This window comes from Streptomyces sp. NPDC051207 (genome assembly GCF_040682395.1).
In the GTDB taxonomy this organism is placed as follows: Bacteria; Actinomycetota; Actinomycetes; order Streptomycetales; family Streptomycetaceae; genus Streptomyces.
The window spans coordinates 51,587-78,549 of the sequence record NZ_JBFBAX010000017.1; the positions used below are offsets into that span (position 1 = coordinate 51,587).

Consider the following 26,963-nt stretch of genomic DNA (forward strand, 5'->3'; position numbering starts at 1 on the left):
GTGAGCACAGCAGAGACGGACACCGGCACGCCGACGTGGCGGCTGCTCCTCGGCTATGTCAGACCGCACCGCTGGGCCCTGCTCGCGGGCGCCCTGCTGTCGCTGGTCACGGGCGCCACGGGGCTCGCACTGCCGCTGGTGGCACGGGAGTTGATCACCGATCTGTCGCGGGACCGGGCCATCACCGGGGCGTTGCTGCTCATGTCGGCGCTGGTGGTCGCCAACGCGGCGCTGGGGGCGCTGGGTTCGTACGTGCTGCGGCGCACGGCGGAGTCGGTGGTGCTCGGCGCGCGGCGCGCCCTGTCGTCGTATCTGCTGCGGCTGCGGGTGGCGGCGGTGGACCGGACCGAGCCGGGCGACCTGATGTCGCGCATCACCTCCGACACCACCCTGCTGCGCGAGGTCACCACCGACTCGCTGGTGGGCCTGGGCACGGGCGGGCTCACGCTGGTGGCGACCGTGGTCATGATGGGCCTGGTGGAGCCGGTGCTGCTGGGCGTCACGCTGGCGGTGATCCTGCTGGCGGGCACGATCCTCGGCGTGATCGTGCCGCGCATCAACCGGGCGAGCCGGCAGGCGCAGGACGCGGTCGGCGTGATGGGGGCCTCCCTGGAGCGGATCCTGGGCGCGCTGCGCACGGTGAAGGCGTCGGGCGCGGAGGACCGCGAGGAGCGCACCCTGCACGCGGCGGCGGAGGAGTCGTGGCGGCAGAGCGTGCGGGCCGCCAAGTGGTCGGCGGCGGCGGGCAACACGGCGGGCCTCGCGATGCAGTGCGCGTTCATCACGGTGCTCGCGGTGGGCGGCGCGCGCGTCGCCACGGGCGCGACCGACGTCGCCACGCTGGTGGCGTTCCTGCTGTACGTGTTCTACCTGATGTCGCCGATCCAGCAGGTGGTCGGGGCGATCACGCAGTACCAGACCGGTTCCGCCGCGCTGGCCCGCATCCAGGAGGCGCTGCGGCTGCCCGCCGAGCCGGCCGCCCGGCCCGCGCCGCTGCCCGCCCCCGGCGCCGAGCCCGCGTCGGTCGCCTTCACGGACGTCCGCTTCCGGTACGCCGACGATCTTCCGTACGTCCACCACGGGGTGACGTTCGCGGTGCCGGCACGCGGCATGACGGCGTTCGTGGGCCCGTCCGGCGCGGGCAAGACGACCGTGTTCTCGCTCGTCGAGCGGTTCTACGACCCCGACTCGGGCGTGATCACGCTGGACGGGCGGGACGTCGCCGACTGGGAGCTGTCCGAACTGCGGGCGGCCATCGGCTACGTGGAGCAGGACGCGCCGGTCCTGTCGGGTTCCCTGAAGGACAACCTGCTGCTGGGCAATCCGGAGGCGGACGACGACGCCGTGGCGCGCGTGGTGAAGACGACCCGCCTGGACGGGCTGGTCGAGCGGCTGCCGAACGGCCTCGACACGCTCGTGGGGCACCGCGGCACCCGGCTGTCGGGCGGGGAGCGCCAGCGGGTCGCCATCGCCCGTGCCCTGCTGCGCCGGCCCCGCCTGCTGCTGCTCGACGAGGCCACCTCGCAGCTGGACGCGGTGAACGAGGCGGCGCTGCGGGACACGGTCGCCGACGTGGCCCGTGCGACGACGGTGCTGGTGGTCGCGCACCGGCTGTCCACGGTGACGACGGCCGACCGGATCGTCGTCCTGGACGCGGGCCGGGTCCGGGCCGTCGGCACGCACACCGAGCTGGTGACGGCGGACCCGCTGTACGCGGAGCTGGCGGCCACGCAGTTCCTGGCGACGCCGGGCTGACGTCGGAGCGCGGTCGGCAGGGGCGGCGGGCCGGGCATGCGTGAGGGGCCACCCGTCGGCCGGGCGGCCCCTCACGGGCGGGTGCCGCGGTCGCTAGCCGACGGCGGGCACCAGGCCGAGGACCGGGGAGACGAGGCCGACGACCTGGTACAGCTCGTTCAGACGGTTCAGCTCGTTCGCCTTCTTCAGCTGGGTGAGCTGTGCGGAGGGCCGCGGGATCGCGTCCTTGTGCTCCTCGGGGAGGTCCATGACCACCAGCGAGTCGAGCATCGTGATCGGGTTCGGCCGGCCGGTGTCACGGGCCGCCCCGTCGGCCGCGCTCGCCGGCTGCGCGGCAAGGCCGGCGAGCCCGGCGGCGAGACCGACGGCGGCGACGATACGTCGTGTTGCAATCATGCTTTCCGCAACGCCGGCGGGCCGTCCCCGGACACGGGCGCGGGGCCGCACTCACCCGACAGGCGGAGCCCGGCCGGGAAAGTCGTCGCGTACGCGGTCTTGTGGTGCGGCGCCAACACTCCTTACTTTTCAGTAAGTTGAAACTGAGGCGTGTTCAGCTTTCGCGTCCCGAGAAGGGAGCAGCCCTTGCCTGCCTTCAGACCCGGGCACCTGTGCTCCGTGGCAGCCGCCCTCACCCTGATCGCCGGTGTCCCGGCGACCGCCGGTGCCGCCCCGCACGACACCGCCGCCCTGCGCGAGGTGCTGTTCGTCGGCAACAACTGGGAGGGCACCGCCGACGTCGTCGAGTCCACCGGGGACCTCGCCAGGGTCGGCCGGATCGACGTCGTACCGGACAAGGAGCAGCGGCTCGCGGAGATCAGGGCCGACCCCGTGAGGTGGATCTACTTCACGGCCATCCGCAACAGCGTCGGCGAGGGCCACGACCAGTACGTCGACGACATGTACTCCACGCCGGACGGAAAGTCGGTCGTGGTGTCCCGGCCGAGCTTCGCCGACGTCGTCTCCCTCGACCTCGCCACCGGGCGCGTCAACTGGCGGTTCGCCGTGGACGGTTACCGCTCCGACCACATGGCGCTCTCCCCGGACGGCACGCGGGTCGCCGTCTCCGCCTCGACCGCGAACACCGTGCACGTCCTGGACATCACCACGGGCCGGCAGCTCGGGGAGTTCGCCACGGGCGACAAGCCGCACGAGAACATCTTCAGCAAGGACGGCAGACACCTGTGGAACATGTCCATCGGCGAGGTGAACACCTCCCTGGACGCCCCGTGGCTGGACTGGACGAAGGGCGACCGGCGCATCACGGTCGTGGACGCGACGACGTACCGGCAGGTCAGGGTCGTGGACATGCGGGAGCGGCTCGACGCGGCGGGTCTGGAGGGACACTCCGACGCCGTCCGCCCGGCCGTGTTCTCGCCCGACGAGTCGAAGGTGTACTTCCAGGTGTCCTTCTTCAACGGCTTCCTGGAGTACGACCTGGCGTCCGACCGCATCACCCGCGTGAAGACGCTGCCGAAGAACCCGGCGACCGACGAGGACCGCACCACCTGGGTCAACGACTCGCGCCACCACGGCATCTCGATGAGCCCGGACGGCACGAAGCTGTGCGTCGCGGGCACCATGGACGACTACGCCACGGTCGTGGACCGGGCCACCCTCCAGGAGGGCCCGCTCGTCACCGTGTCCAAGCCCTACTGGGCGACGGTCAGCGGTGACGGCCGAAGCTGCGTCGTCTCCGAGAGCGGCGCCGACCGGGTCACGGCCATCGACTTCGCCACCGGCGAGAAGACGGCGACCGTGCCCGTCGGCGACCATCCGCAGCGGGTGCGCCTCGGCCACGTCCCGCGTGACTGGACGGGACCGGCCGGCGGCTGACGGCGGGAAGCCGCGCCGGGCGGGCGGGCGGTGTCAGCCGCCCACCCGGCGTGTCACGTTCAGCAGGTATTCCTTGCGGTTCAGCGGGTTGTGGTCGGTGGGCGGGCGCCGCGGCACCGGGCCGTGGGTGACGGGCGCGTACGCCTCGAACGCGCTCTCCAGCTCGCCCTCGCCGCGGGTCAGCCCCGGCAGCCGCTGCTCCAGCTCGTGCACCCGCGCTGCGGGCACCGTGCCATCGAGCACCCCGGTGTCCCCGCGCGCGGCGGTCGTCTGCGGTACGGCGCCGAGCGCGGCCAGCACCGGCAGCAGGGCGCCGAGCGTGTCCACCGGGGCCTCCAGGCGGAAGCGGTGCAGCGGCTCGTGCACCACGGTTCCGGCGCGGCGCAGCGCCTCGATCAGCACGAGCGGGGTGAGCCCGCGGAAGTCGGCGCCGGTGCTGGACATGCTCTTGTCGAAGCCCTGGTGGGCGTGGCTCTGCCGGGGCGAGTAGCCGCTGTGCGTCATGGTGACCGCGCAGTCGGTGACCTGCCAGCCGTACAGGCCCTGCCCGAGGGTCTCGCGCACGCTGTCCTCGACGGCCTTGAAGAAGGCGTACGGCATGGCGCCGAGCTCCACCTCCAGGCGGAAGTCCACGCCCGAGCCGGCGGGCGCCGGGTCGACGCGCAGCCCGACCGTGGCGAGGAACGGGTTGGCGTCCTTCTTGTTGAACTCCACGGCCGCTCCGGTGCCGGCCGGCCGCTCGATGCACAGCGGGGTGGTCTCGCGGAAGGTGACGTCCAGTCCGTACTCGTCGGCGAGCGTGGCCTGCACGACCTCCTTCTGCACCTCGCCGTACAGGGACACGGACGTCTCCTGCCGCACCTCGTCGTGGCGCAGGTCGATCAGCGGGTCCTGCTCGGCGAGCTGGGTGAGCGCCAGGTGGAGGGCGCGCCGGTCGGTGCCCGGTGCGGGGACGACGACGGTCTCCAGGGTGGGTGGGGCGAAGAAGCGTTCCCCTCCCGCGCGGGGTACGCCGACGGCGTCGCCGATCCGGATGTCCGTCAGGCCCCACAGCCTGGCGATGCGCCCGGCCGGTACGGCGTCGGCGCGCACGTCCGTGCCGTTGTCGAAGACGCTGATCGCGGTGACCCGGCCCTCGCTCCGGGCGTCGCCGTACGGCACCCGGTCGCGGACGCGGAGCGTGCCGGAGAACATCCGCGCGTACGCCACCTTCTCCCCCGCCGGGCCCCGCTCCACCTTGAAGACGGTGCCGCAGACGGGCCCGCCGGGGTCGCCGTCGGCGGTGGGCAGCAGGTCCCTGACGCCGGACAGCAGCGCGTCGGTGCCGGCGCCCGTGATGGCCGAGCCGAAGTACACCGGATGGACCAGGGCGCGCCGGGTCTGGCCGGCGAGGGCGGCGCGGAGCCGGTCGTCCTGGGCGCCCAGGCCGGGGTCGTCCAGGTACGCCGACAGCAGGGCGTCGTCGTGGCCGGCGAGGACGTCCAGCGCGGCCGGGCCCAGGCCGGGCGTGAAGCGGGCGGCGCGGGTGCCGAGGCCGCTGGTGGTGCCCATCGGCACGATCGCCGGGGTGAGGCGGTCGCCGATGGCTCGCAGCACCTCGTCGCGGCGCGCCCCGCGCCGGTCGATCTTGTTGACGAAGATCAGCGTCGGGATGCGCAGCCGGCGCAGGGTCCGCATCAGGACGCGGGTCTGCGCCTGCACGCCCTCGACGGCGGAGACGACCAGCACGACGCCGTCGAGGACGCCGAGCACCCGTTCCACCTCGGCGATGAAGTCCGGGTGGCCGGGGGTGTCGATGAGGTTGACCGTCCGGCCGTCGAGCGGGAAGGAGACGACGGCGGACTTGATGGTGATGCCGCGTCGGCGCTCCAGCGCGAGGGTGTCGGTCCGGGTGTTGCCGGCGTCGACGCTGCCGATCTCGTCGATCGCGCCGACGGTGTGCAGCAGCCGTTCGGTCAGGCTCGTCTTACCCGCGTCGACGTGCGCGAGGATTCCCAGGTTGAGCAAGTGCACGAAGCGTCATGTCCTTCGGAGAGTGGGGTGTTCCTTCCTGGGGGGACATGAACGATCCGCGCATTTCTCGCTCCTTCGAACCGGCGTTGTCGGGGTCCGTGCAGTGCAGCAGACCCCGGCCGGGGACTCAACCGATTTACGCCTGGCGGCGCGGCAGCCGGTGCAGTTCCACGTCCGTCAGACGGCCGGCGGTGATCGTGGCGGTCATGTACGTGCAGTGGGGCTGGCGGCGGCGGTCGGTCGGGGAGCCGGGGTTCAGCAGCCGCAGCCCGTTGGGGGCGGTGGTGTCCCAGGGGATGTGGCTGTGGCCGAAGACGAGGACGTCGAGGTCGGGGAAGCGCGCCGCGCAGCGGGCCTCCCGGCCCTGTGCGGGTCCCGTCTCGTGGACGGTGCCGAAGCGCAGGCCGTCCAGCTCGGTGTACGCGATCTCGGGCAGCCGGGCGCGCAACGCGGGTCCGTCGTTGTTGCCGTACACGCCGACCAGCCTGCGGCAACGGCTCTCCAGCAGGTCGAGGGTGGCGGTGTCGACCCAGTCCCCGGCGTGGAACACGACGTCGGCGTGCGGCAGCTCGGCCAGCAGCGGCGCGGGCAGTTCCCTGGCACGTTTGGGAAGATGAGTGTCCGACATGAGCAGCAGGCGCACGTGCACAGCGTAGCCGCCGGGGCACCCGTTCCCGGAGGACCGCTGCGCGTGGACCCGGACGGCGCGACGACGACACCGGCGTCGGCCCCGGTGATCCATAAGGACAACGCCTGTTGGGGTTAGCATTCAGGCCACCGCACCAAACCCGCATGTTTTCGGCAAGCTACCCAGGGGGGCCCGAAGCCCGATGCCGGTCAAGGTCAGCGTCATCGTCCCGGTCTACAATCCGGGCACGTACATCGAGGACTGCATCAGCTCGTTGCAGAGGCAATCCCTGCCGCCCGACGAGTACGAAGTGATCTTCGTCGACGACGGCTCCACCGACGCCACCCCCACCCGGCTCGACGCGCTCGCCGCCGAGGACCCCCGGATGCGGGTCATCCACCAGGAGAACTCCGGCTGGTCGGGCAAGCCGCGCAACGTCGGAATCGACGCCGCGCGGGGCGAGTTCGTGATGTTCGTCGACAACGACGACTACCTCGGCGACGAGGCCCTGGAGCGGATGTACGACTACGGCGTCGCCAACGGCGCCGATGTGATCGTCGGCAAGATGGCCGGTCAGGGCCGCGGTGTGCCGGTGGAGCTGTTCCGCCGCAACCACCCGCGCGCCACCGTCGAGAGCGCGCCGCTGATCGACAGTCTGACCCCGCACAAGATGATCCGCCGCGCCTTCCTGGAGCGCACCGGCCTGCGCTTCCCGGAAGGCCGGCGGCGCCTGGAGGACCACGTCTTCGTCACCGAGGCGTACCTGCGCGCGGACAACGTCTCGGTGCTCAGCGACTACGTCTGCTACTACCACCTCAGGCGCGACGACGGCTCCAACGCGGGCTTCGAACGGTTCGACCCCGTCGGCTACTTCAAGAACCTCCGCGAGGCCCTCGACGTCGTGGAGAAGTACACCGAGCCGGGCCCGGTGCGCGACCGGCTGTTCCGGCGCTGGCTGCGCGTGGAGATGGTCGAGCGGCTGCGCGCCCGGCGCTTCTTGAAGCTGCCCGACGACTACCGCAGGGAGCTGTTCCGGGAGATCCACCAGGTCGTCGTCGAACGCTTCGGTCCCGGTGTCGCCGTCGGGCTGCAGCCGACGCAGCAGGTGGTGGCGGCGCTGGCGGCGGCCGACCGGTACGACGACGTCGTGGCGTTCGCCCAGTGGGAGGCCACCGTCAAGCCCTTGACGGTGCCCGGCACGATCGAGTGGCGCGACGGCGCGCTGCGCGTGTCGTTCACCGCCGAATACGCGTGCGGGCGCGAGCCGATGACGTTCCCCGCGCGGGCCGAGTCCGCGGCGCTGGAGGACACGCCGAAGGACGTCGGGGACGCGATCGCGTGGGTGGGCGCCCAGACCGCCGCCCGGTTCGGGCAGGCCACCGCCGACCTGCTGCTGAAGGAACGCTCGAGTGCCGCCCAGTACTTCCAGCCCGTGACGTTCACCCGCGAGTCCGTGCCGGCCGGCGAGGACGGCCGGGTGCGGCTCCAGCTGAGGGCGACGGCGACCGTCGACCCGGCGGCCCTGCCCGACGACGGGGTGTGGGACGCGGTGGCCCGGGTGAAGCTCGGCGGCTGGACCAAGGAGGTCCGCCTCGGCCCCGTGTCCCGCGCGGCCAGTCCCGGGCCCGCCGCCGGTCCGGCGGCCCTCGTCGGCGGCCGTGCCGTCCGGCCGTACTGGACGGAGCCGCACCGCAACCTCTCGCTGGACGTGGGCGCGGGCGGCAAGTGGCTCGGCCTTAACCGGGCGCGGGTCGGCGTGGCCGGCGGACGGCTGACCGCCGCCGTCGCGCTGCACGTGCCCGCGCCCGCCGACGTGCCGCTGCTGCTCGCCTGCCCGGGGCGCTCCCTGGAGGTGGCCGGCACCGTCGCTCCCACCGCCGAGGGCGCGGTCGTCGAGGCCGAACTGCCCGCCGACGAGCTGGCGGGCGGGGCGCTGTGGCGGATCGCGGTGTGTCTCGCCCCGGACGCCGCCCAGCGCCGCTACCACCGGCTGCCGCTCGCCGTGCGTGTCGGGCCCGGAGGGGTCGAGACGGTGGCGCCGCCGCGCCCCGGCCTGCTGCTGCGGCTGGCGCGCAAGGCACGGCGCGTGCTGCGTGCCGCGCGCGGCAGAATGGTGGCCCGCGTCAAGGCCGGGAGGGTGTGACATGCGACCGCTGGGGATCGAAGGCGCCTGGGTCCTGGAGCCGAAGGTCTTCCCCGACGACCGGGGCAGCTTCCACGAGTGGTACCGGGGCGAGGAGTTCCGCGAGGCCACCGGATACGACCTGGGCCTGATGCAGGCCAACTGCTCGGTGTCCCGCCGTGGCGTGCTGCGCGGGGTGCACTTCGCCGACGTGCCGCCCGGGCAGGCCAAGTACGTCACGTGCGTACGCGGGGCCGTGCTGGACGTGGTGATCGACATCCGGGTCGGCTCCCCGGACTTCGGGCGGTGGGAGGCCGTGCGGCTGGACGACCACACACGGCACGCGGTGTTCCTCGCGGAAGGGCTCGGGCACGCGTTCCTGGCGCTCACCGACGACGCCACCGTGGTCTACCTGTGCTCCACCGGCTACGCGCCCGAGCGCGAGCACGGCCTGCACCCGCTGGACGCGGAGCTGGGCATCGAGTGGCCCGAGGGGATCACGCCGGTGCTGTCCCCGAAGGACGCCGCGGCGCCGACGCTGGCCGAGGCCCGGCGGACCGGGCTGCTGCCCTCGTACGAGGCCTGCCGCACCTGGTATGCGCACCTGCGCGGCAGGCCCCTCGAGGACTGAGAAGCAGCCGGGTCAGCGGCTGACGCCGACCTGTTCCAGGGCCTGCCGCAGCGGCTCCCAGCCGCGGGAGCGCGGCAGGCCCATGTTGCGGGCCCGCACCAGACGGCCCCAGAAGTTCGCCTCCAGCAGCGCCTGCGGCGGCACCGCCCCGACCCGCTCCAGGATCGCCTCGGGCACCTTCTGCGGGTCGGGGACGAGGTACTCCTCGAGGATCTCGTCGTACTTGTCCTTGAGCACCGTGTTGGTCGGGTCGGCGCCGAACACCACGAGCTGGCCGGTCGGCTGGGTGTCGACCTGCACGGTCACCAGGTCGGGCCGGTGACGGGAGAGAATCTCGATGATCTTGTAGACGTCGCCGGTCCACGCGCCGGTGTGCCGGTCACGGGCCGCCTCGTCGACATTGCGCGGCAGCATGTCGTCGAAGACGATGACGCTGCCCCAGTCCGAGTGCTTCTCGATGTTGATGAAGTCGCGCAGCGCGAACTCGAACAGGTGCATGCCGTCGATGAAGGACAGGTCGAGCGTGGTGCGCCGCCAGTGTCCGAGGGGGCTGCGGCCGCGGCGCAGGTTGCGCAGCGGGTGACGGCCGCCCTTGAGGTGCTGCAGCGGGTTGTCGCGAGCGAAGAAGTCGTCACTGGTGGCCTTCACCAGATGGACGTCGCACTTGATCTCCGACACCACCTTGAAGGCGGGGTCGACCGCGATGCTGGGCACGCGGGACAGACGCAGGCTGCGGCCGTCGTTGACGCCGATCTCCAGGTAGTTGCGGTTGGCGCTGACCTTGTGCAGTTCCCGGAGGAACTCATGGCGTTTCACGAAGGGGACTCTCCTTGCGGATCCTGGGCAGTGCTTCATGCAGGGCGGCGCGCCAGTCGCGCGGCGCGGGCAGGCCGATCTCCTGCCAGCGGCCGTGCGCGAGCGCGCTGTAGGCGGGGCGCGGCGCGGGCCGGGGGAAGGCCGCGCCGGTGGTCGGACGCACCCGGTCCGGGTCCGCGCCTATGAGGCGGAACACCTCCCGGGCCAGTTCGTACCAGGTCGCCTCGCCCGAGCTGGTGGCGTGGAAGACGCCGCTCGTCCCGCCGTCCAGCCGGGGGCCGAGGTCGGCGATGCGGGCGGCGACGTCCGCGCTCCAGGTCGGTTGTCCGCGCTGGTCGTCCACCACGTCGACGGTGGGCCGGGAGGCCTCCAGGTCGATCATCGTGCGGACGAAGCTGCGGCCGTGGACGCCGTAGAGCCACGCGGTGCGCACGACGGCGCACGCCCCGGGCAGCTCCTCCAGGACGGCCTGTTCACCGGCGAGTTTGGTGCGGCCGTAGGCGGTGCGCGGGGCGGTCGGGTGGTCCTCCGGGTAGGGGGTGGTGCGGGTGTCTCCGGAGAAGACGTAGTCGGTGGAGACGTGGATCAGCCGCGCGCCGTGCGCGGCGCAGGCCCGGGCGAGCAGCCGCGGCCCCTCGCCGTTGACCAGCAGCGCCCGTGCCTCGTCGGTCTCGGCGTCGTCCACGGCGGTGTACGCGGCGCAGTTCACGACGAGATCGGGGCGGTGCCCGGCGAGCGCGGCGTCGAGGGCGTCGGGGCGGGTGATGTCCAGGGCGGCGCGGTCCAGGCCGGTGACGTCCTCGCCGCGTGCGGTGAGTTCGGCGACGACGTCGTGGCCGAGCATGCCGCCCGCGCCGGTGACCAGCCACCTCATGCGCGCTCCTCGGCGACGCGCCGCTTGAGCGGCTCCCACCAGGCGCGGTTGTCGCGGTACCAGGCGACGGTCGCCTCCAGGCCGGTGGCGAAGTCGTGCCGGGGGCGGTAGCCGAGTTCGTCGCGGGCCTTGCTCCAGTCCACGGAGTAGCGCAGGTCGTGGCCCTTGCGGTCGGTGACGTACTCGACGCTGTCCCAGTCGGCGCCGCAGGCCGCCAGGAGCAGGCCGGTGAGTTCCTTGTTGGTCAGTTCGGTGCCGCCGCCGATGTTGTAGACCTCGCCGGGGCGGCCCTTGGTGCGCACCAGGTCGACGCCGAGGCAGTGGTCGTCGACGTACAGCCAGTCGCGGACGTTCGAGCCGTCGCCGTACAGCGGCACCTTCTTGCCGTCGAGGAGGTTCGTGACGAACAGGGGGATGACCTTCTCGGGGAACTGGTGCGGGCCGTAGTTGTTGGAGCAGCGGGTGACCCGCACGTCCAGGCCGTGGGTGTGGTGGTAGGCCAGGGCGAACAGGTCGGAGGAGGCCTTCGACGCGGAGTACGGGGAGCTGGGGTTGAGGGGGTACTCCTCGGTCGCCGAGCCGGTCTCGATGGAGCCGTAGACCTCGTCCGTGGAGACGTGCACGAACGGCTCGACGCGGTGCCGCAGGGCGGCGTCGAGGAGGGTCTGGGTGCCGACGACGTTGGTGAGGACGAAGTCGGCGGCGGTGAGGATGGAGCGGTCCACGTGGGACTCGGCCGCGAAGTGCACCACCTGGTCCGCCTGCGCCATCAGCTTGTCGACCAGTTCGGCGTCGCGGATGTCGCCCTGGACGAACTCCAGGCGGGGGTGGTCCAGTTCGAGGTTGTCGAGGGTGCCGGCGTAGGTGAGCTTGTCCAGCACGGTGATCCGCGGCGCGTCGGGCGCGTCGGAGTCGAGGAGGGTGCGGACGTAGCGCGAGCCGATGAAGCCGGCGGCGCCGGTGACGAGGAGGTTCATGTGTGAATCTGCACCTTGCTGTGGTCGCCGAGGACGAAACGGTGGGCGCTGGGCACGCTGGGCGCCGGGGTCACTTCGACGTGCCGGCCGATCAGCGAGGACTCGATCCGGCCCACCCCGTGGATCGAGGAGTCCCGCAGCACGATGGAGAACTCCACCTCGCTGTCGGTGATGCGGCAGTTCTCCGCGATGGAGGTGAAGGGGCCGACGTAGGAGTCGCTGACGACGGTTCCGGCGCCGATCACGACGGGGCCGACGATGCGCGAGTTGACGATCCGCGCGCCCTCTTCGACGATCACCCGTCCGATGGTCTCGGAGCCGGCGTCCACCTCACCGTCGATGCGGCGGTCCATGCCCTCCAGGACCGTGCGGTTGACCTCGAGCATGTCGACGACGTTGCCGGTGTCCTTCCAGTAGCCCTGGATGACCGTGCAGCGCACGTCGGCCCTGCGGTCGATCAGGTGCTGGATGGCGTGGGTGATCTCCAGTTCGCCGCGCCAGGACGGTTCGATGGCCCGCACGGCCTCGTGGATGACGGGCGTGAACAGGTACACGCCGACCAGCGCGAGGTCGCTCTTGGGGTTCTCGGGCTTCTCCTCCAGACCGATCACCTGCCCGGCGTCGTCCAGCTCGGCGACGCCGAAGGCACGGGGGTCGGCGACGCGGGTGAGGAGGATCTGCGCGTCGGGGCGGTGGGCGCGGAACTCGTCGACGAGGTCGGTGATGCCGCCGACGATGAAGTTGTCGCCGAGGTACATCACGAAGTCGTCGTCGCCCAGGTACTCACGGGCGATCAGCACGGCGTGCGCCAGGCCGAGCGGGCGTTCCTGGGGGATGTAGGTGATCTTCAGGCCGAACTTCGATCCGTCGCCGACCGCTTCTTCGATCTCCGCGGCCGTGTCGCCGACGATCATCCCGACGTCGGTGATCCCCGCCTCGGCGATGGATTCCAGCCCGTAGAAGAGCACCGCCTTGTTGGCGACCGGTACGAGCTGTTTGGCCGACGTGTGCGTGATCGGCCTCAATCGCGTTCCGGCGCCACCGGACAGTACGAGAGCCTTCATTCGGTTCACCTTAGCCGCGATCCCGGGTGAAGTACCGGGAGCCGGCCGGTTTCCTGCGAGAACCGTTCGGCTGAATTCCTGGTGGCGCTGGTTGCCGTCGCCGGATCAGTCCTCGCCCAGCACGATGTTGCCCTCCGCGGCCCTGCCGGTCCCGCGTGCCGTGTCGCGGTCGGCGACGGCGGGAATCCAGGTGCGCAGGGCGTTCGTGCCCCGCAGGCGGCGGGCCCTGGACCAGCCGGTCTCGGGTCGGCGTGCGACGGTTGTCCTCGGTTGCGACTGGGCGATCACGGCGCCTCGACTTCCCTTCTGCTTCCGTCATCTGGTGGGGCGGGGTGCGGGTGTTGGGGTCCCCGGGTGTGCGGGGCGGCCCGCCTCAGGTGTTGGGCCGGGCCACGCTGATGTCGCCGAGCGCCGACTCGGGGTCGCGCTCCATGGCGAGGTCGCCGAGGGAGACGATCCCGACCGGGCGGCCGTCCTCGACGACGGGCACGCGGCGCACGGTGTGCCGCCGCATCAGCTCCACCACGTGGTCCAGATCGTCGTCCGGCGACACCGTCACCAGCTCGGTGTCGCTGCAGGCGCCCGCCACGCTGGTGCGTTCCGGGTCGCCGCCCTCGGCGAGGGACCTCACCCCCAGGTCACGGTCGGTGACCAGGCCGCGCAGCCGGTCGCCGTCCGTGACGAGGACGGCGCCGAGGTCCTGGTCGCGCATGGTGCGGGCCACCGCCGCGACGGACGCCTGCGGTTCCACGGTCACCGGTGCGCCGGTCATGATGTCGCGCACGTGCTGCGTCATGGGTGTCTCACCGTCCTGCTTCGCGTCCGGCCGTCCGATCACCGGGGGGATCGCCGTGGCGGCCGTCACGGACGCGGGTACCCGGGATCGTGCCGTACGCACCTCGGCGGGCCGCCGCCGCGCGGTGTCATCTGACGGCTATCTCGCTCCACACCTGCTTGCCGCCGCTGACGGGCACGGTCCCCCACGCCGCCGACATGGCCTCCACCAGCAGGATGCCGCGTCCGCCCGTCGCCTCCCAGCCGATGCTGGTCGGCTTGACCGGGGTGCGGGGCGAGGTGTCGGCGACGGCGACGCGCACCCGGCCGTTCACCAGGGTGAGGTCGAGGCGGACCTGGCCGCCGGTGTGCGCGAGGGCGTTGGTGACCAGCTCGGAGACCACCAGGAGGATGGTGTCGATCTCCCGCGTCACGCCCCAGGCGCGCAGGGTGCGGCGGGTGAAGCGGCGCGCGTGCCGCACGGCCTCGGGGACACGCCACACCGTCCAGCTCTCGCGCAGCGGGCGGCGGGCCATGCCGTCGTAGCGCACCAGGAGCAGGGCGACGTCGTCGCCGCGGCCGGCGTTGCCGAGCAGGGCGTCGGCGACGAGGCCGAGGTGGGCGGGGTCGGAGACGGCCAGCTCGTGGGCGAGCCGGTCCATGCCGCTGTCGATGTCGGTCTCGGGTGTCTCGACCAGCCCGTCCGTGGCCAGGGCGATCACCGTGCCGCGGCGCAGCCTGAGCGGGCTCATCGGGAAGTCGGCCCGCGCGGTCACGCCGAGCGGCGGGCCGCCCTCCGCCTCCGCGATCTCCGTCTCGCCGCCGGGGTGGCGCAGTACCGGCGGCAGGTGCCCGGCGCGCACGCACCAGGCGGTGCCCTCCTCCAGGTCGATGTCGACGTAGGCGCAGGTGGCGAAGAGGTCGGTCTCCATCTCCGTCAGGAGGCGGTTGGCGTGGGAGACCACCACGTCCGGTGGGTGGCCCTCGGTGGCGTAGGCGCGCAGCGCGGTGCGCATCTGGCCCATCAGGGTGGCCGCGGCGGCGCTGTGGCCCTGCACGTCGCCGATCACGAGGGCCACGTGGTTGTCGACGAGCGGGATGACGTCGTACCAGTCGCCCCCGAGTTCCAGGCCCGCGGTGCTGGGCAGGTAGCGGGCGACGGCGACCGCGCCGGGGAGTGTGGGCAGGCGGCGCGGCAGCAGCTGGCGTTGCAGCATGCCGACCAGTTCGTGCTCGGCGTCGAAGGCGTGGGCCCGCAGCAGGGCCTGCCCGGCGAGCCCGGCGGAGGCGGTGAGCAGGGCGCGCTCGTCGGGGCCGAAGTCGTGCGGGCTGTCCCAGCCGATCAGGCAGGCGCCGGCCATGCGGCCCCCGGCGGGCAGCGGCAGGACGGCGAGGCCGCCGGGGCCGACCTCGGCGAGGGCGGGCTCCAGGGCGGTGCCCGCGGGCCAGATCGCGGCGCGGCCGTCGCGCAGCGCGGCGGCGAGGGTGGGCATGGCGCGCACCGGCGCGTCGGGCCACTCGGTGCGCCACTCCAGGCGCCACAGCTCGGGCCACGACTCGGGTTCGGGCGGGTCCAGGACGGTGACGACGAGCCGGTCGCCCTCCAGTTCGGCGAGGGCGATGCGGTCGGCGTTCAGCGGGCCGCGCAGCGCGGACACGACGGCCTGGCTGACGTCGCGGACGGTGCCCGCGGTGGCCAGCGCGGCGGCCAGGCGCTGCACGCGGGCCACGTCGGTGACGTCGGAGCGCGTCTTGGAGGCGTCGACGACGGTGCCGACGAGGCGTGCCGACCGGCCGTCGCCGCCGGGCACCAGCCGGCCGCGCAGCCGCAGCCACCTCGGCGGGCCGTCCGGCTGGAGGACGCGGAACTCCAGCTCGCGCTCGCCGATGGACATGTGGTCGGCCTCCACCACCGACATCAGCGACGGCAGGTCCTCGGGCACGGTCAGGCCGAGGAGGGTCTCGACCCGGCCGTCGAAGCGGGCGCGGGCCATGCCGAACAGGTCGAGGATGTCGTCGCCGACCTCGACCCGGCCGCTGTCCATGGCGAGGCTGAAGGCGTTGGACGGCAGTTCCTCGCCCTCTTCCGCCGCGGCCGGGGCGGACCAGACGACGGCCTCGGCGATGAGCTCCAGGCACTTGCGTTCGTCGGGGTCGAACCCGTCGGGGGTCTCGCTGACGGCGAGCAGGCCGCCGGCCCGCTCCCCGCGCAGGGGCAGCGCCCCCACGAAGAACTCCCGGGACGGCACCCGACGGGATTCGGCCGAATCGGCGAGTTCGGCGGGGCACAGCCACACGGCCTGCCCGGCGCGGTGCGCGTCGGCGACCGGCGAGTGCCCGGCGAGCGGATAGCTGTCGCGGATGCCGTACAGGGTCCTCGGCACGCCGACGGACTCCACCAGGCACAGCAGCTCGCGGTCCTCGCCGGGCGCGTAGACGCCGGCGAACGCGGCCCCGGCGAAGACCAGCGCCTGTTCCAGGACGCGGCGCGTCCGGTCGGGTGAGGCCGGGGCGGCGGTGAGGGTCCTGAGGGCCGTCTCGGCGCGCAGCATCGTCGCTCCGCGTCCCGCCGCGTCCTCACTGGCCACGCCGTCATTACAGCGCTTAAGCGGCGCCCGCGCAGCCCCTGCGGACGGTCTGCGGCGGCCGGGTCCGGCTCTGGCCGCGGGCACGGCGTACGCGAGGGCACGGACGGCGTTCATACCCCCGCCCCCCATGGCGCCGCGCGGGCGGCCATCCGCTCGTGGTGCGGGACGGCGGGCGGAGAGGGAGATTTGAGGCCTGGGACCGTCGCGTGGCCGGGCGAGGAGGTGGTCGGCGTGTCGGACGAGCCGTCACCGGCACGGACCCCCGCGGACACGGGGGCGGCGCTCGGCCGCCCGCTGCTGTCCCTCGCGCTGGCCTCGATGATGGAGGAGGTGCACGCCCACTCGGGCGCGGTGTACCTGCTGGCGCCGGACGAGCCGGTGCTGGAGATGGCCGTGATGGCGGGACTGCCCCGGGTGTTCGCGGCGCCGTGGCAACGGGTGGGGCTGGGCGCGCCGGTCCCGGTCGCCGAGGCGCTGCGCGAGCGGCGGCTGGTGTGGGTGGGCGGCGAGGAGGAGATGGCGCGCCGCTACCCGCGCATCGCCATGGTGCTGCCCTACCCCTTCGCGCTGGCCGCGCTACCGGTGGCGACCTCTTCCCGGGCGTACGGCTCGGTGTTCTTCACCTGGCCCGGTTCGCATCCGCCGGAGCTGTCCGACCGGGAGCGGAAGCATCTGCGCGCGGGCTGCGAACGGCTCGCGCTGCGCCTGGAGCGGGCCGCGCGGGAGCACCGCCCGGTGCACGCCGAGCCCGATCTGCCGGCCGAGCCGGCACTGCGGGGCGCGGCCCACACGCTCGGCTCGGTGGAGGCGGCGCGGATGGTGTCGCGGCTGCCGTACGGGCTGTGCTCGCTGGATCTGCACGGGCGGGTGTCGTTCGCCAACCCGGCGGCGGCGGAGCTGATGGGGGTGGAGGTCAGCGAGCTGCTCGGCACGCATCTGTGGGTGTCGGTGCCGTGGCTCAACGACCCGGTGTACGAGGACCGGTACCGGGCGGCGCTGTTCAGCCAGCGCACGACGGCGTTCGTGGCGCTGAGGCCGCCCGGCGACTGGCTGTCGTTCCGGCTGTACCCGAGCACCACGGGGCTCAGCGTGCGCATCAGCCGGGCCCGGGCGGTGACGGAGCTGAACCAGACGGAGCAGCGCCGCGCCGAGCCGTCCCGGCTGGTCACCATCACGCAGGTGCTGACACTGGCGAGCGCGCTGACGGAGGCGGTGAGCGCGCAGGACGTGGTGCAGCTGGTGGCGGACGACATCGCCCCGGCCGTGGGCAGCAGGGCGTTGGTCGTGCTCGGCTCGCGGGCGGGCCGCATGCACGTGCTGGGGCACCGCGGGTATCCCGATCCGCGGATCGTGGAGCGGTTCGACGGGATGCTGCTCACCGAGCGGACGCCCGGCGCGCAGGTTCTGAAGACGGGCGTGCCGGCCTTCCTGGAGTCGCAGGAGGAGCTGGAGCGCCTGTATCCGGCGCGGTGCGAGACACCCGACGGGAACGCGGCGTGGGCCTATCTGCCGCTGATCGCCTCCGGACGGCCGGTGGGCACCCTGGTGCTGGCGTACGCCGAGCCGCATCCGTTCCCGGCGGACGAGCGGGCGGTGCTGACGAGCCTGGGCGGCATGATCGCGCAGGCCCTGGAGCGGGCTCTGCTGTACGACGCGAAGAACCGGTTGGCGCACGGCCTGCAGGCGGCGCTGCTGCCGCACTCGCTGGCACCGCTGCCCGGCTTCGAGACGGCGGCCCGCTATCTGCCGGCCACGCGGGGCATGGACATCGGGGGCGACTTCTACGACGTGGTTCCGGTGGGCGGGATGGCCGCCGCGGTCATCGGGGACGTGCAGGGGCACAACGTGACGGCGGCGGGGCTGATGGGGCAGCTCCGTACGGCGGTACGGGCGTACACGGCCGTGGGGCAGGCCCCGCAGGAGGTCATGAGCAGTACCAACCGGCTGCTGATCGACCTCGGTTCCGACCTCTTCGCGAGCTGTCTGTACCTGCGGCTCGATCCGGGGCGGGGGCGGGCCGTGATGGCCCGCGCGGGGCATCCGCCGCCGCTGCTGCGCCGCCCGGACGGGCGGGTGCGGGTGCTGGACCTGGCCGGTGGCCCGCTGCTGGGCATCGACGAGTCGGCCGCGTACCCGACGACGGAGGTCGTCCTCTCCCCCGGCAGTCTGCTGGCCCTCTACACCGACGGGCTGGTCGAGTCCCCCGGCGTCGACTTCGAGGACGCGCTCGCGGCGCTGGGCCGCCGCCTGTCCGACGCCGGGGACCTGCCCCTGGACGAACTCGCCGACAGTCTCGTGCGTGGGGAGGGGCAGGAGGGGGAGCGGCTGGACGACACCGCCTTGTTGCTGCTGCGGGCCCGGGGTGGGGGGTGAAGCGGGTTGGGGCGGTGTGGGGAGGAAGGGCGGGTTCTTCCTTGGTGTCCACGCCCTCGCTGCCGGGTCCGGCATCGCCGCGGGCTTCGGGACCGCCGCCGGCTTCGCCGTCGCCGAGGGTCGCGCCGACCGCCTCCAGGGCCGTGGTGACCGGCCGTCAGGAAGGCGGGCGAGCCGTCGCCCGCGGTGACGTTGAAGCCGAGGGAGCAGCGCGCTCCGCCGCCGAACACGGCGTCGCCGCCCGACGCGAAGGTCCTGAAGGTGCCGGAGGATTTCCTGACGGTCGCCATGCCGGGGCCGAGGCCGTCGACCGTGGACGTGAGCCTTGTCCCAGGCGGCGCCGGTGACGGTGCTGTCGGCGGTCACCAGGATCCTGTTGGTGCGCGGGTCGACGGCCCACGCGGTGCCGGGGACGGTCGCCTGGGACCCCAACGTCCGGGCCGCCGACCGCAGTTAGGCAGTGCTGTTGCCGACCTCGCGAACGGCCGCGTCCGCCTTCCTCGCCTGGACCGCCGCCGGCTTCGCCGTCGCAGGCCGGGCGGGGCGTTCAGTTCCGTTCGCGCGCCCCGGTGTCCGTGGCGCGGACGGCACACGGAATCGTCCCGGCGCGCGACCCACACGGAACGCGACCGACCGGCAACAGTCGTTCCCGGCCAAGAACGGAACCTTGGCTTCAGCAAATCTGCACACCGAATGCCCAACGCGGTCACCGCGGTCGGCGGATCTGCACACGCGCTGGAGCCGGGGCACGCCATTGGTACGGGAGTGCCGGATTCGACACCAGAGGCGCAAGGGGTTCGGCTGACCCAGGCCGTGAGGCATGTGAAGAAGTCGCCGCCGCGTCGTGCAGGGGTCTGCACCGTTCGGTCCGACGGCGCGTCACATCGCCTGCCGGGACGTTTGCTTGATTGGAAGCCCGGACGCGCTGCGTGTTTTGATCCATCGCGCCGCGGGAGCCGTTCGGGTTTCCCGGAGACGGGTGCCCGGTGCCCGCGGTGGCGGCCGTCCGTCTGTCCCCAGAGGGGGCCGCTCCCCCTTGTGAATGTCCATACGAAGGGAAAGTTCCGTTATGAACACCCCCCAGGTTGAGACCGTTGAGATTTCCGACGCCGAGCTGGACAACGTTTCCGGCGGCCTGTCCGTGAACACCCTGAACAGCGCCACCGGTGCCCTGAACGGCGTTGCCCCGGTCTCCCAGACCGTCGACACGGTGGTCGGCACGGTCGAGGGTGTCACCGGCCTGAACGTCGCCCCGGTCCAGGGCCTGGTCGCCGGTCTCTGACCGCGCCCCTGTGCGTCTGAGTCCCGGAGCCGCAGCCGGCGGTTCCGGGATTCTCCGTTGCCGTCGTCCAGTCCGGCTTGTCGCCCGGCCGTGAGGAAAAGCCCGTGCAGTTCCGCCAACAGGCCCTCGCCAAGCTCCAGTCGCCCGAGGAGCTCGACCTCCCGGTGCGCTTCGCCCGGCCGCAGGGCTGGCTCGTGCTGTCCGTGACGCTGGTCGCCATGGCGGCGGCCTCCGTGTGGGCGACGACCGGCTCGGTGGCCTCCACGGTCGGCGCGCCCGCTGTCCTCACCCACGGCCGGGGCAGCTACCTCCTGCAGAGTCCCGTCGCGGGCCAGGTCACCGCAGTCCTCGCCGAGCAGGGGCAACTGCTGCCCGCCGGCTCCCCCGTCCTCAAGGTCCGTACACCCCAGGGCGAGAGCGTCGTCCGCACGGTCGACGCCGGACGGGTCAGCGCCGTCGCCGCCACGGTCGGCCAGATCATCCGGACCGGCGCGAACGTCGCCGCCGTGGAGAAGGTCGCCCACCCGAAGGACCCGCTGTACGCGACGGTGTACGTGCCCGCCGAGAACGCCGCCTCGATCCCGGCGCGCGCCCCCGTCGACCTGACGGTGCAGTCGGTGCCCAGCCAGGAGTACGGCGTGCTGCGCGGCGAGGTGAAGTCCGTGGACCGCACCGCCCAGTCGGCGCAGCAGATCGCGGCGTTCCTCGGTGACAGCCAGCTCGGCGAGCAGTTCACGAAGAAGGGCAGGCCGGTGGCCGTGACCGTCCGCCTCCACACGTCGCCCGATACGAAAAGCGGGTACGCCTGGTCGTCCGCCGACGGCCCGCCGTTCGCCCTGACCTCCATGACACTGGCCACCGGTTCCATCAAGCTGGCCGACCAGCGTCCCGTCGACTGGCTGCTGCCGTGAGCGCCGCGCGGGCCACCCGCTCGCGGCGGCGGGCCGCCCCGCCCGGACGCAGGGTCCCCACGGGCCGGGTGAAGACGGTCCGCACGCCGACCGTGCTCCAGATGGAAGCCGTGGAATGCGGCGCGGCCTCCCTGGCGATGGTGCTGGGCCACTACGGCCGGCACGTCCCGCTGGAGGAGCTGCGCATCGCCTGCGGCGTGTCCCGGGACGGCTCGCGCGCCGGCAACCTGCTGAAGGCGGCGCGCAGTTACGGCCTGACCGCCAAGGGCATGCAGATGGACACCGCGGCCCTCGCCGAGGTGGCGGCTCCGGCCATCCTGTTCTGGGAGTTCAACCACTACGTCGTCTACGACGGCATGGGCCGGCGCTTCGGCCGCCGCGGCGTCCACATCAACGACCCGGGCAAGGGCCGCCGGTTCGTCCCCATGGAGGACTTCGACGGCAGCTTCACCGGCGTCGTGCTGGTGATGGAGCCCGGTGAGGGCTTCACCCGGGGCGGCCGCAAGCCGGGCGTGCTGGGCGCGATGCCGGCCCGGCTGCGCGGCACCGCGGGCACGCTGCCCACCGCCGTGCTGGCGAGCCTGCTGCTGGTGCTGGTCGGGGCCGCGGTGCCGGCGCTGAGCCGCACGTACATCGACATGTTCCTGATCGGTGGTCAGACCTCGCTGCTGGGGGTGCTGTTCGCGTCGATGGCGGCCTGCGTGCTGCTGACGGTGGTGCTGACGTGGTTGCAGCAGGCCAACCTGCTGCACGGCCGCATCATCTCCTCCACGCTGTCCAGCGCCCGCTTCCTGCGGCATCTGCTGCGGCTGCCGGTGACGTTCTTCTCGCAGCGCAGCCCGGCCGACCTGGTGCAGCGGCTGCAGTCCAACGACGCCGTGGCGGAGACGCTGGCCCGCGACCTCGCCGCGGCGGGCGTGGACGCCGTGGTGGTGGTGCTCTACGCGCTGCTGCTGTACACGTACGATCCGCAGCTCACCGTCGTCGGGATCGGCGTGGCGCTGCTGAACGTCGTGGCGATGCGGGTCGTCGTGCGGCTGCGCGCCACCCGGACCGCCAAGCTCCGCGCGGACACCGCGCGGCTGACCAACACCGCCTACACCGGCCTTCAGCTGATCGAGACGCTGAAGGCGACCGGCGGTGAGGACGGCTACTTCCGCAAGTGGGCCGGGCAGCACGCCACCACGCTGGAGGAGCAGCAGCGGCTCGGTGTGCCGAGCGCCTGGCTCGGGGTGGTCGCGCCGACGCTCGCCACGCTGAACAGCGCGCTGATCCTGTGGATCGGCGGCATGCGGGCGGTCGAGGGCCACATCTCGATCGGGCTGCTGGTCGCCTTCCAGGCGCTGGTCACCCGCTTCACCGCCCCGCTCACCCGGCTGAACGGCGTCGCGGGCCGCATCCAGGACTTCGCGGCGGACGTGGCACGGCTGAAGGACGTGGAGAACTTCAAGGCCGACCCGCTCTACGGCCGTCCCGGCACCGGCGACCCCACGCGCCGCCTGCACGGGCACGTCGAGCTTCAGAACATCACCTTCGGCTACAACCCGCTGGACAAGCCGCTGCTCACCGGCTTCGACCTGACCGTCGGGCCCGGGCAGCAGGTCGCCCTGGTCGGCGGGTCCGGCAGCGGCAAGTCCACGGTGTCCCGGCTGATCGCGGGGCTCTACACCCCGTGGGAGGGCGTGATCCGCATCGACGGGCAGCGCATCGAGGACATCCCGCGCGGCGCGCTGGCCGCGTCCGTGTCCTTCGTGGACCAGGAGGTGTTCCTGTTCGAGGGCAGCGTCCGCGACAACGTGGCGCTGTGGGACCCGTCGATCCCGGACGACGCGATCGTGGAGGCGCTCCGGGACGCCGCGCTGTACGACGTGATCGTGCGCCGGCCGGGCGGGATCCACTCCCGGGTGGAGCAGGACGGCCGGAACTTCTCCGGCGGGCAGCGGCAGCGCCTGGAGATCGCCCGGGCGCTGGTGCGGCGGCCGAGCATCCTGGTGCTGGACGAGGTGACGAGCGCGCTCGACGCGGAGACCGAGCTGGTCGTGATGGATAACCTGCGCAAGGGGGGCTGCGCCTGCGTGGTGATCGCGCACCGGCTCAGCACGGTGCGCGACAGCGACGAGATCGTCGTACTCCAGCACGGCACGATCGTGGAGCGCGGACGGCACGACGAGCTGGTGGCGCGCGGCGGGGCGTACGCGGCGCTGGTCAGGGAGCGGTGAGATGACGACCGGCCACGAAGGCGACCTGGTGCTCGGGGCGCTCGGCGCGCTGGGCACGCCGCTGGACTGCGCGGGTTTCGGCCGCCTCGACCTCGAAGGGCCGCAGGTGCTGTGGCTGGTCGCGTCGGGCGCGGTCGACCTGTTCGCGGTGGACGCCGGGCAGCAGGGCCACTGGCACCACCTCGGCCGGCTGGAGGCGGGCTCGCTGCTGCTCGGCCCGGTGGCCGGACCCCAGCACACGCTGGTCGCGCGCCCGCTGCGCGACTGCGTCGTACACCGCATCGGGCTGCGCGAGCTGTACCAGACGGCCGAGACCCCGACCTGGTCGTACGACGAGTACGGCAACCCGCAGTACGTGCCGCCGACGACGAGCCCGCTGGAGTACGCGCTCGCCCTCGGCGTGGGCCGCAGCCTGTCGATCCTGTTCCAGGCGCCGATGGCCGGCGACGGGGGCGCGGCGCCCGCCGACGACGACGTGTTCTGGATGCAGGTGCCGCCGGGCAGCGTGCAGTACGGCTCGCTGTACGGCGCGGAGGCGGCGGCCGACCTGCTGGTGGACCCGGCGCTGTGGCAGAGCATGGTCGATCAGCAGTACCGGCTGCTGACCACGCTGGACCGCTGGATCGAGCAGCTGGAGCGCACCCACGAGACGCGCACGGCCGCCGGCATCGAGGCCGGTGAGGCGGTGCGCGTCCAGGCGGACCGCACGCTGCTGGCCTCCATCGGCGGGCGGTCGGACCGGCGGGCCACGGCGGCCGACGCCGACGCCACGTACGCGGCGTGCAGGCTGGTCGCCCGCGCGTCGGGGATCACGCTGGCCGAGCCCGCGCACGGCGGCACGGGCGGCGACCGGCTGGACCCGGTGGAGCGGATCGCCGTGGCGTCCCGGGTCCGCACCCGGGCCGTACGGCTGGACGGGCCGTGGTGGCGGGACGACGTGGGGCCGCTGGTCGGGCACCGGGCCCTGTCGGGGGCGCCGGTCGCGCTGCTGTGGCGGCGCGGCGGATACGTGGCGGTGCATCCGTCGACCGGGCGGGAGACACGGGTCGGGGAGGCCAACGCCGAGGAGTTCGAGCCGCGCGCGGTGATGTTCTACCGCCCGCTGCCGGAGAAGCGGCTGGGCCCGGCCGGGCTGCTGCGGTTCTGCATGCGGGGCACCCGCGGCGACCTCACCCGCCTGCTGGTCAGCGGCCTGGTGACGGTGGCGATCGGGGCGCTGGTGCCGGTCGCCACGGGCAAGGTGCTCGGCGAGTTCGTGCCGAGGGCGCAGACGGACCTCATCGTGCAGGTCTGCGTGGCGGTGATACTCAGCAGCGTGGTCGCGGCGGTGTTCATGCTGCTGCAGAACCTGACGATCCTGCGCCTTGAGGGCCGGGTCGAGGCGACGCTGCAACCGGCGGTGTGGGACCGGCTGCTGCGGCTGCCGACGGCGTTCTTCACCGAGCGGTCCACGGGCGAGCTGGCGAGCGCCGCCATGGGCATCAGCGCGATCCGCAGGCTGCTGGCGGGCGTCGGTCCGACGGTCGCGCAGTCGGTCACGGTCGGCGCGATGAACCTGGGTCTGCTGCTGTGGTTCAGCGTGCCGATGGCACTGGCGGCGATGGTCCTGCTCGTGGTGATCGCGGGCGTGTTCCTGGGGCTCGGGCTGTGGCAGGTGCGCTGGCAGCGGCGGCTCGTGGTGCTCACCAACCAGCTGAACAACCAGGCGTTCCAGACGCTGCGCGGCCTGCCGAAGCTGCGGGTCGCGGCGGCCGAGAACTACGCGTACGCGGCGTGGGCGTCGCAGTTCGCGCGCAGTCGTGAGCTCCAGCAGCGGGTCGGCCGCATCAAGAACCTCACGACGGTGCTCGGCGCGGTGTACCTGCCGCTGTGCACGCTGCTGATGTTCATGCTGCTGGCGGGCCCGGCACGCGGCACGATGTCGGCGGCGGCGTTCCTCACCTTCCACACGTCGGTGACGATGCTGCTCGCCTCGGTCACGCAGCTGACCGGCGCGTTCGTCTCCGCGGTGGCGGCGCTGCCGCTGTTCGAGGAGATCCGGCCGGTGCTGGAGGCGACCCCCGAAGTGCGCGCCGCGAGCACCCGGCCGGGCCCGCTGACCGGGGCGATCGAGGCGCGGCGGCTGTCGTTCCGGTACACCGACGACGGTCCCCTCGTCCTGGACGACGTGTCGTTCGCGGTGCGGCCGGGCGAGTTCGTGGCGATCGTCGGCCCCAGCGGCTGCGGCAAGTCCACGCTGCTGCGGCTGCTGATCGGCTTCGACCGGCCGGTGTCGGGCAGTGTGCTCTACGACGGTCAGGACCTGGCGGCCCTCGACCAGTCGGCGGTGCGCCGCCAGTGCGGGGTGGTCCTCCAGCACGCGCAGCCGTTCACCGGCTCGATCCTGGACGTCATCCGCGGCAGCGAGCCCTACACGCCGGAGGAGGCGATGGCGGCGGCCGAGATGGCGGGCCTCGCCGAGGACGTCCGGCGGATGCCGATGGGGCTGCACACCATCGTCTCGGGCAGCGGTGCCGTCTCGGGCGGCCAGCGGCAGCGGCTGATGATCGCGCAGGCCCTGATCCGCCGCCCGCGCATCCTGTTCTTCGACGAGGCGACCAGCGCCCTCGACAACGAGACGCAGCGCACGGTCATCGAGAGCACCAAAGCCCTCGACGCCACCCGGATCGTCATCGCACACCGCCTGTCGACGGTGCTGGACGCGGACCGGGTGATCGTCATGGAGGACGGCAAGGTCGTCCAGCAGGGGCCGCCCGCACACCTGCTCGCCGACACGGGCGGGCGGCTGCACGAGCTGGTGCGGCGGCAGATGGCGTGACGGCCGGCGACGGCCGGTGGTCCGGTCGTCCAGTGGCGAGGGTCCTGGTGAGCGCGCCAGCGGCATATTCCCGTCGAGGAATATGCCGCATCGACCGTAGGTGGTCATCTCCCGGAAATTCCCGAGGTCTTCTTCCGGCCTTCTCTCCGTCTTCTCCTGGACTTCGCCCGCCTGTGACCGTTGCTCGGGGGCGTCAGCGGGTACACGTCGTCCATGCGAATCAGCGTCGTGGATGTGGGGTCGAACACCGTCCGGCTCGTGGTGGCGGACGCGCAGGGCGGGGTTCCGCTCCCGGTGCACACCGCCAAGTGGCGGCTGCGACTGTCGCAGCAGGTGGTCCCGGGCGGCCCGGTGCCGGAGGAGGCCGTCGAGCGGCTCGTCGACGCCGTGGCCGCGGCGGCCAGGACCGCCGAGCGGTGGGGGGCCGCCGCGCCGCTGGCCTTCGCCACCGCCGTGGTGCGTGCCGCGCCCAACAGCCACGACGTGCTGCGTGTCGTCCGGGACCGGACGGGCGTCGCCCTGTGCACCCTGCCGGGCGAGGTCGAGGCCGAGCTGACGTTCCTCGCCGCCCGGCGCTGGATGGGCTGGCGCTCCGGGCCGCTCGCCCTGCTCGACATCGGCGGCGGTTCCCTGGAGGTGGCGTTCGGCCGGGGCCGGCTGCCGGACTTCGCGGCGTCGCTGCTGCTGGGCGCGGGGCGGCTCACCCACGAGTTCTTCGCGCACGCCGACCCCCCGGCGCCCGAGCAGGTGCGGGCGCTGCGCCGCACGGTGCGGCACCAGCTCAGAGACGTCGCCGGAAGAATCCGCTGGGAGGGCCCCCGGACGGCGGTCGCCACCTCCCGCACCTTCCAGCAGCTGGGCCGGCTGTGCGGTGCCCCGCCCGGGCGGCACGGACCGTTCGTGGAGCGCCGGCTGCACTGCTCCGACCTCCGGGCGGCCGTCGAACAGCTGGCCGCGCTGCCCGCAGCCGAGCGCGCCCGGCTGCCCGGGATATCCGCGCCGAGAGCCGCGCAGAGCCTGGCCGGCGCGGTGGTGGCCCACACGGCGATGAAGCTGACCGGCCTGCGGACGCTGACGGTGTGCCCCTGGGCGATCCGCGAGGGCATCCTGCTGCGCCACATCGAGGACGGCCCGTCCTGGTGGGCGGAGGTCACCCGGCTCGCGGAGGAGCCCGCTCCCCCGGGCCCGGTACCCCTGCGGATCGCGACGGCGACGCACTGAGCCGCCGGCCCACCGGCCTCGCCGACCCGCTGAGCGACCGACCGACGTAACGACGCAACGAGGA

Annotated in this window: 20 protein-coding genes and 1 pseudogene; 10 read left to right on the plus strand and 11 right to left on the minus strand. The window is 73.1% G+C overall.

What is annotated here, in order from left to right; translation table 11 throughout:
• A complete protein-coding gene (locus AB0M97_RS18305; protein WP_365961893.1) occupies window positions 1-1,755 on the plus strand; it encodes an ABC transporter ATP-binding protein in 1,755 nt (584 codons plus the stop codon).
• A 93-nt stretch (window positions 1,756-1,848) separates the two neighbouring features.
• Here the strand turns inward: AB0M97_RS18305 and AB0M97_RS18310 are convergent, their stop codons facing one another.
• On the minus strand, window positions 1,849-2,151 hold the full coding sequence (locus AB0M97_RS18310; protein ID WP_365961894.1) for a hypothetical protein: 303 nt from the start codon (window positions 2,149-2,151) through the stop codon (window positions 1,849-1,851).
• A gap of 186 nt (window positions 2,152-2,337) precedes the next feature.
• Here AB0M97_RS18310 and AB0M97_RS18315 point away from each other — a divergent pair, with 186 nt between their 5' ends.
• The gene (locus tag AB0M97_RS18315; RefSeq protein WP_365961895.1) at window positions 2,338-3,588 is read left to right on the plus strand and encodes a YncE family protein; all 1,251 of its coding nucleotides are present in this window, start codon (window positions 2,338-2,340) and stop codon (window positions 3,586-3,588) included.
• Window positions 3,589-3,621: 33 nt separating this feature from the next.
• On the opposite strand, the gene AB0M97_RS18320 is transcribed toward AB0M97_RS18315, so the two are convergent.
• Complete coding sequence (locus AB0M97_RS18320) at window positions 3,622-5,601, minus strand: translation factor GTPase family protein (protein WP_365961896.1); 1,980 nt, start codon at window positions 5,599-5,601, stop codon at window positions 3,622-3,624.
• Window positions 5,602-5,737: 136 nt separating this feature from the next.
• The gene (locus AB0M97_RS18325; RefSeq protein ID WP_365961897.1) at window positions 5,738-6,244 is read right to left on the minus strand and encodes a metallophosphoesterase; all 507 of its coding nucleotides are present in this window, start codon (window positions 6,242-6,244) and stop codon (window positions 5,738-5,740) included.
• 187 nt (window positions 6,245-6,431) lie between these two features.
• Here AB0M97_RS18325 and AB0M97_RS18330 point away from each other — a divergent pair, with 187 nt between their 5' ends.
• Together AB0M97_RS18330 and rfbC are read left to right on the plus strand one after the other, a co-directional pair.
• A complete protein-coding gene (locus AB0M97_RS18330; protein WP_365961898.1) occupies window positions 6,432-8,372 on the plus strand; it encodes a glycosyltransferase family 2 protein in 1,941 nt (646 codons plus the stop codon).
• Between the two features lies 1 nt (window position 8,373).
• Entirely contained in the window at window positions 8,374-8,982 is a 609-nt protein-coding gene (gene rfbC / locus AB0M97_RS18335) for a dTDP-4-dehydrorhamnose 3,5-epimerase (protein ID WP_365961899.1), read from the plus strand.
• Between the two features lie 12 nt (window positions 8,983-8,994).
• Here rfbC and AB0M97_RS18340 read toward each other — a convergent pair whose 3' ends face one another.
• From AB0M97_RS18340 to AB0M97_RS18370, 7 genes are all read right to left on the minus strand, one after another.
• Window positions 8,995-9,798: a class I SAM-dependent methyltransferase gene (locus tag AB0M97_RS18340; protein WP_365961900.1), complete on the minus strand. Its 804-nt coding sequence runs from the start codon at window positions 9,796-9,798 to the stop codon at window positions 8,995-8,997.
• Window positions 9,785-10,672, minus strand: a complete 888-nt coding sequence (rfbD, locus tag AB0M97_RS18345) for a dTDP-4-dehydrorhamnose reductase (protein ID WP_365961902.1) — start codon at window positions 10,670-10,672, stop codon at window positions 9,785-9,787. Before rfbD ends, AB0M97_RS18340 begins: the two co-directional genes overlap by 14 nt.
• Window positions 10,669-11,649, minus strand: coding sequence for a dTDP-glucose 4,6-dehydratase (gene rfbB / locus AB0M97_RS18350; protein WP_365961903.1), 981 nt, complete (start codon window positions 11,647-11,649; stop codon window positions 10,669-10,671). The genes rfbD and rfbB overlap by 4 nt, the downstream gene beginning before the upstream one ends.
• Window positions 11,646-12,713, minus strand: a complete 1,068-nt coding sequence (locus AB0M97_RS18355; protein WP_365961904.1) for a glucose-1-phosphate thymidylyltransferase — start codon at window positions 12,711-12,713, stop codon at window positions 11,646-11,648. The genes rfbB and AB0M97_RS18355 overlap by 4 nt, the downstream gene beginning before the upstream one ends.
• Window positions 12,714-12,818: 105 nt before the next feature.
• Window positions 12,819-13,001, minus strand: a complete 183-nt coding sequence (locus AB0M97_RS18360; RefSeq protein WP_365961905.1) for a hypothetical protein — start codon at window positions 12,999-13,001, stop codon at window positions 12,819-12,821.
• Window positions 13,002-13,086: 85 nt separating this feature from the next.
• Window positions 13,087-13,509 (minus strand): CBS domain-containing protein, encoded by a 423-nt coding sequence (locus tag AB0M97_RS18365; protein ID WP_365961906.1) that lies wholly within the window; start codon window positions 13,507-13,509, stop codon window positions 13,087-13,089.
• A gap of 127 nt (window positions 13,510-13,636) precedes the next feature.
• The gene (locus AB0M97_RS18370; protein ID WP_365961983.1) at window positions 13,637-16,039 is read right to left on the minus strand and encodes a SpoIIE family protein phosphatase; all 2,403 of its coding nucleotides are present in this window, start codon (window positions 16,037-16,039) and stop codon (window positions 13,637-13,639) included.
• Window positions 16,040-16,297: 258 nt separating this feature from the next.
• Here AB0M97_RS18370 and AB0M97_RS18375 point away from each other — a divergent pair, with 258 nt between their 5' ends.
• Window positions 16,298-18,448, plus strand: a complete 2,151-nt coding sequence (locus AB0M97_RS18375; RefSeq protein WP_365961985.1) for a SpoIIE family protein phosphatase — start codon at window positions 16,298-16,300, stop codon at window positions 18,446-18,448.
• Window positions 18,449-18,594: 146 nt separating this feature from the next.
• Here the strand turns inward: AB0M97_RS18375 and AB0M97_RS18380 are convergent.
• Window positions 18,595-18,958: pseudogene (locus AB0M97_RS18380) on the minus strand (alpha-lytic protease prodomain-containing protein); the annotation flags it as partial.
• A gap of 532 nt (window positions 18,959-19,490) precedes the next feature.
• Between AB0M97_RS18380 and AB0M97_RS18385 the strand changes: the two are divergent.
• The 5 genes from AB0M97_RS18385 to AB0M97_RS18405 all read left to right on the plus strand — a co-directional run bounded on the left by AB0M97_RS18385 (window position 19,491) and on the right by AB0M97_RS18405 (window position 26,899).
• Window positions 19,491-19,730 (plus strand): type A2 lantipeptide, encoded by a 240-nt coding sequence (locus AB0M97_RS18385; protein ID WP_365961908.1) that lies wholly within the window; start codon window positions 19,491-19,493, stop codon window positions 19,728-19,730.
• Window positions 19,731-19,834: 104 nt separating this feature from the next.
• Window positions 19,835-20,641 carry an HlyD family efflux transporter periplasmic adaptor subunit gene (locus AB0M97_RS18390; RefSeq protein ID WP_365961909.1) on the plus strand — a complete coding sequence of 269 codons (807 nt, stop codon included), beginning with the start codon at window positions 19,835-19,837 and terminating at the stop codon, window positions 20,639-20,641.
• Complete coding sequence (locus AB0M97_RS18395) at window positions 20,638-22,860, plus strand: NHLP family bacteriocin export ABC transporter peptidase/permease/ATPase subunit (RefSeq protein WP_365961910.1); 2,223 nt, start codon at window positions 20,638-20,640, stop codon at window positions 22,858-22,860. Before AB0M97_RS18390 ends, AB0M97_RS18395 begins: the two co-directional genes overlap by 4 nt.
• Window position 22,861: 1 nt before the next feature.
• A complete protein-coding gene (locus AB0M97_RS18400) occupies window positions 22,862-25,678 on the plus strand; it encodes an NHLP bacteriocin export ABC transporter permease/ATPase subunit (RefSeq protein WP_365961911.1) in 2,817 nt (938 codons plus the stop codon).
• A 213-nt stretch (window positions 25,679-25,891) separates the two neighbouring features.
• On the plus strand, window positions 25,892-26,899 hold the full coding sequence (locus tag AB0M97_RS18405; protein ID WP_365961912.1) for a Ppx/GppA family phosphatase: 1,008 nt from the start codon (window positions 25,892-25,894) through the stop codon (window positions 26,897-26,899).
• Window positions 26,900-26,963: the final 64 nt, after the last annotated feature.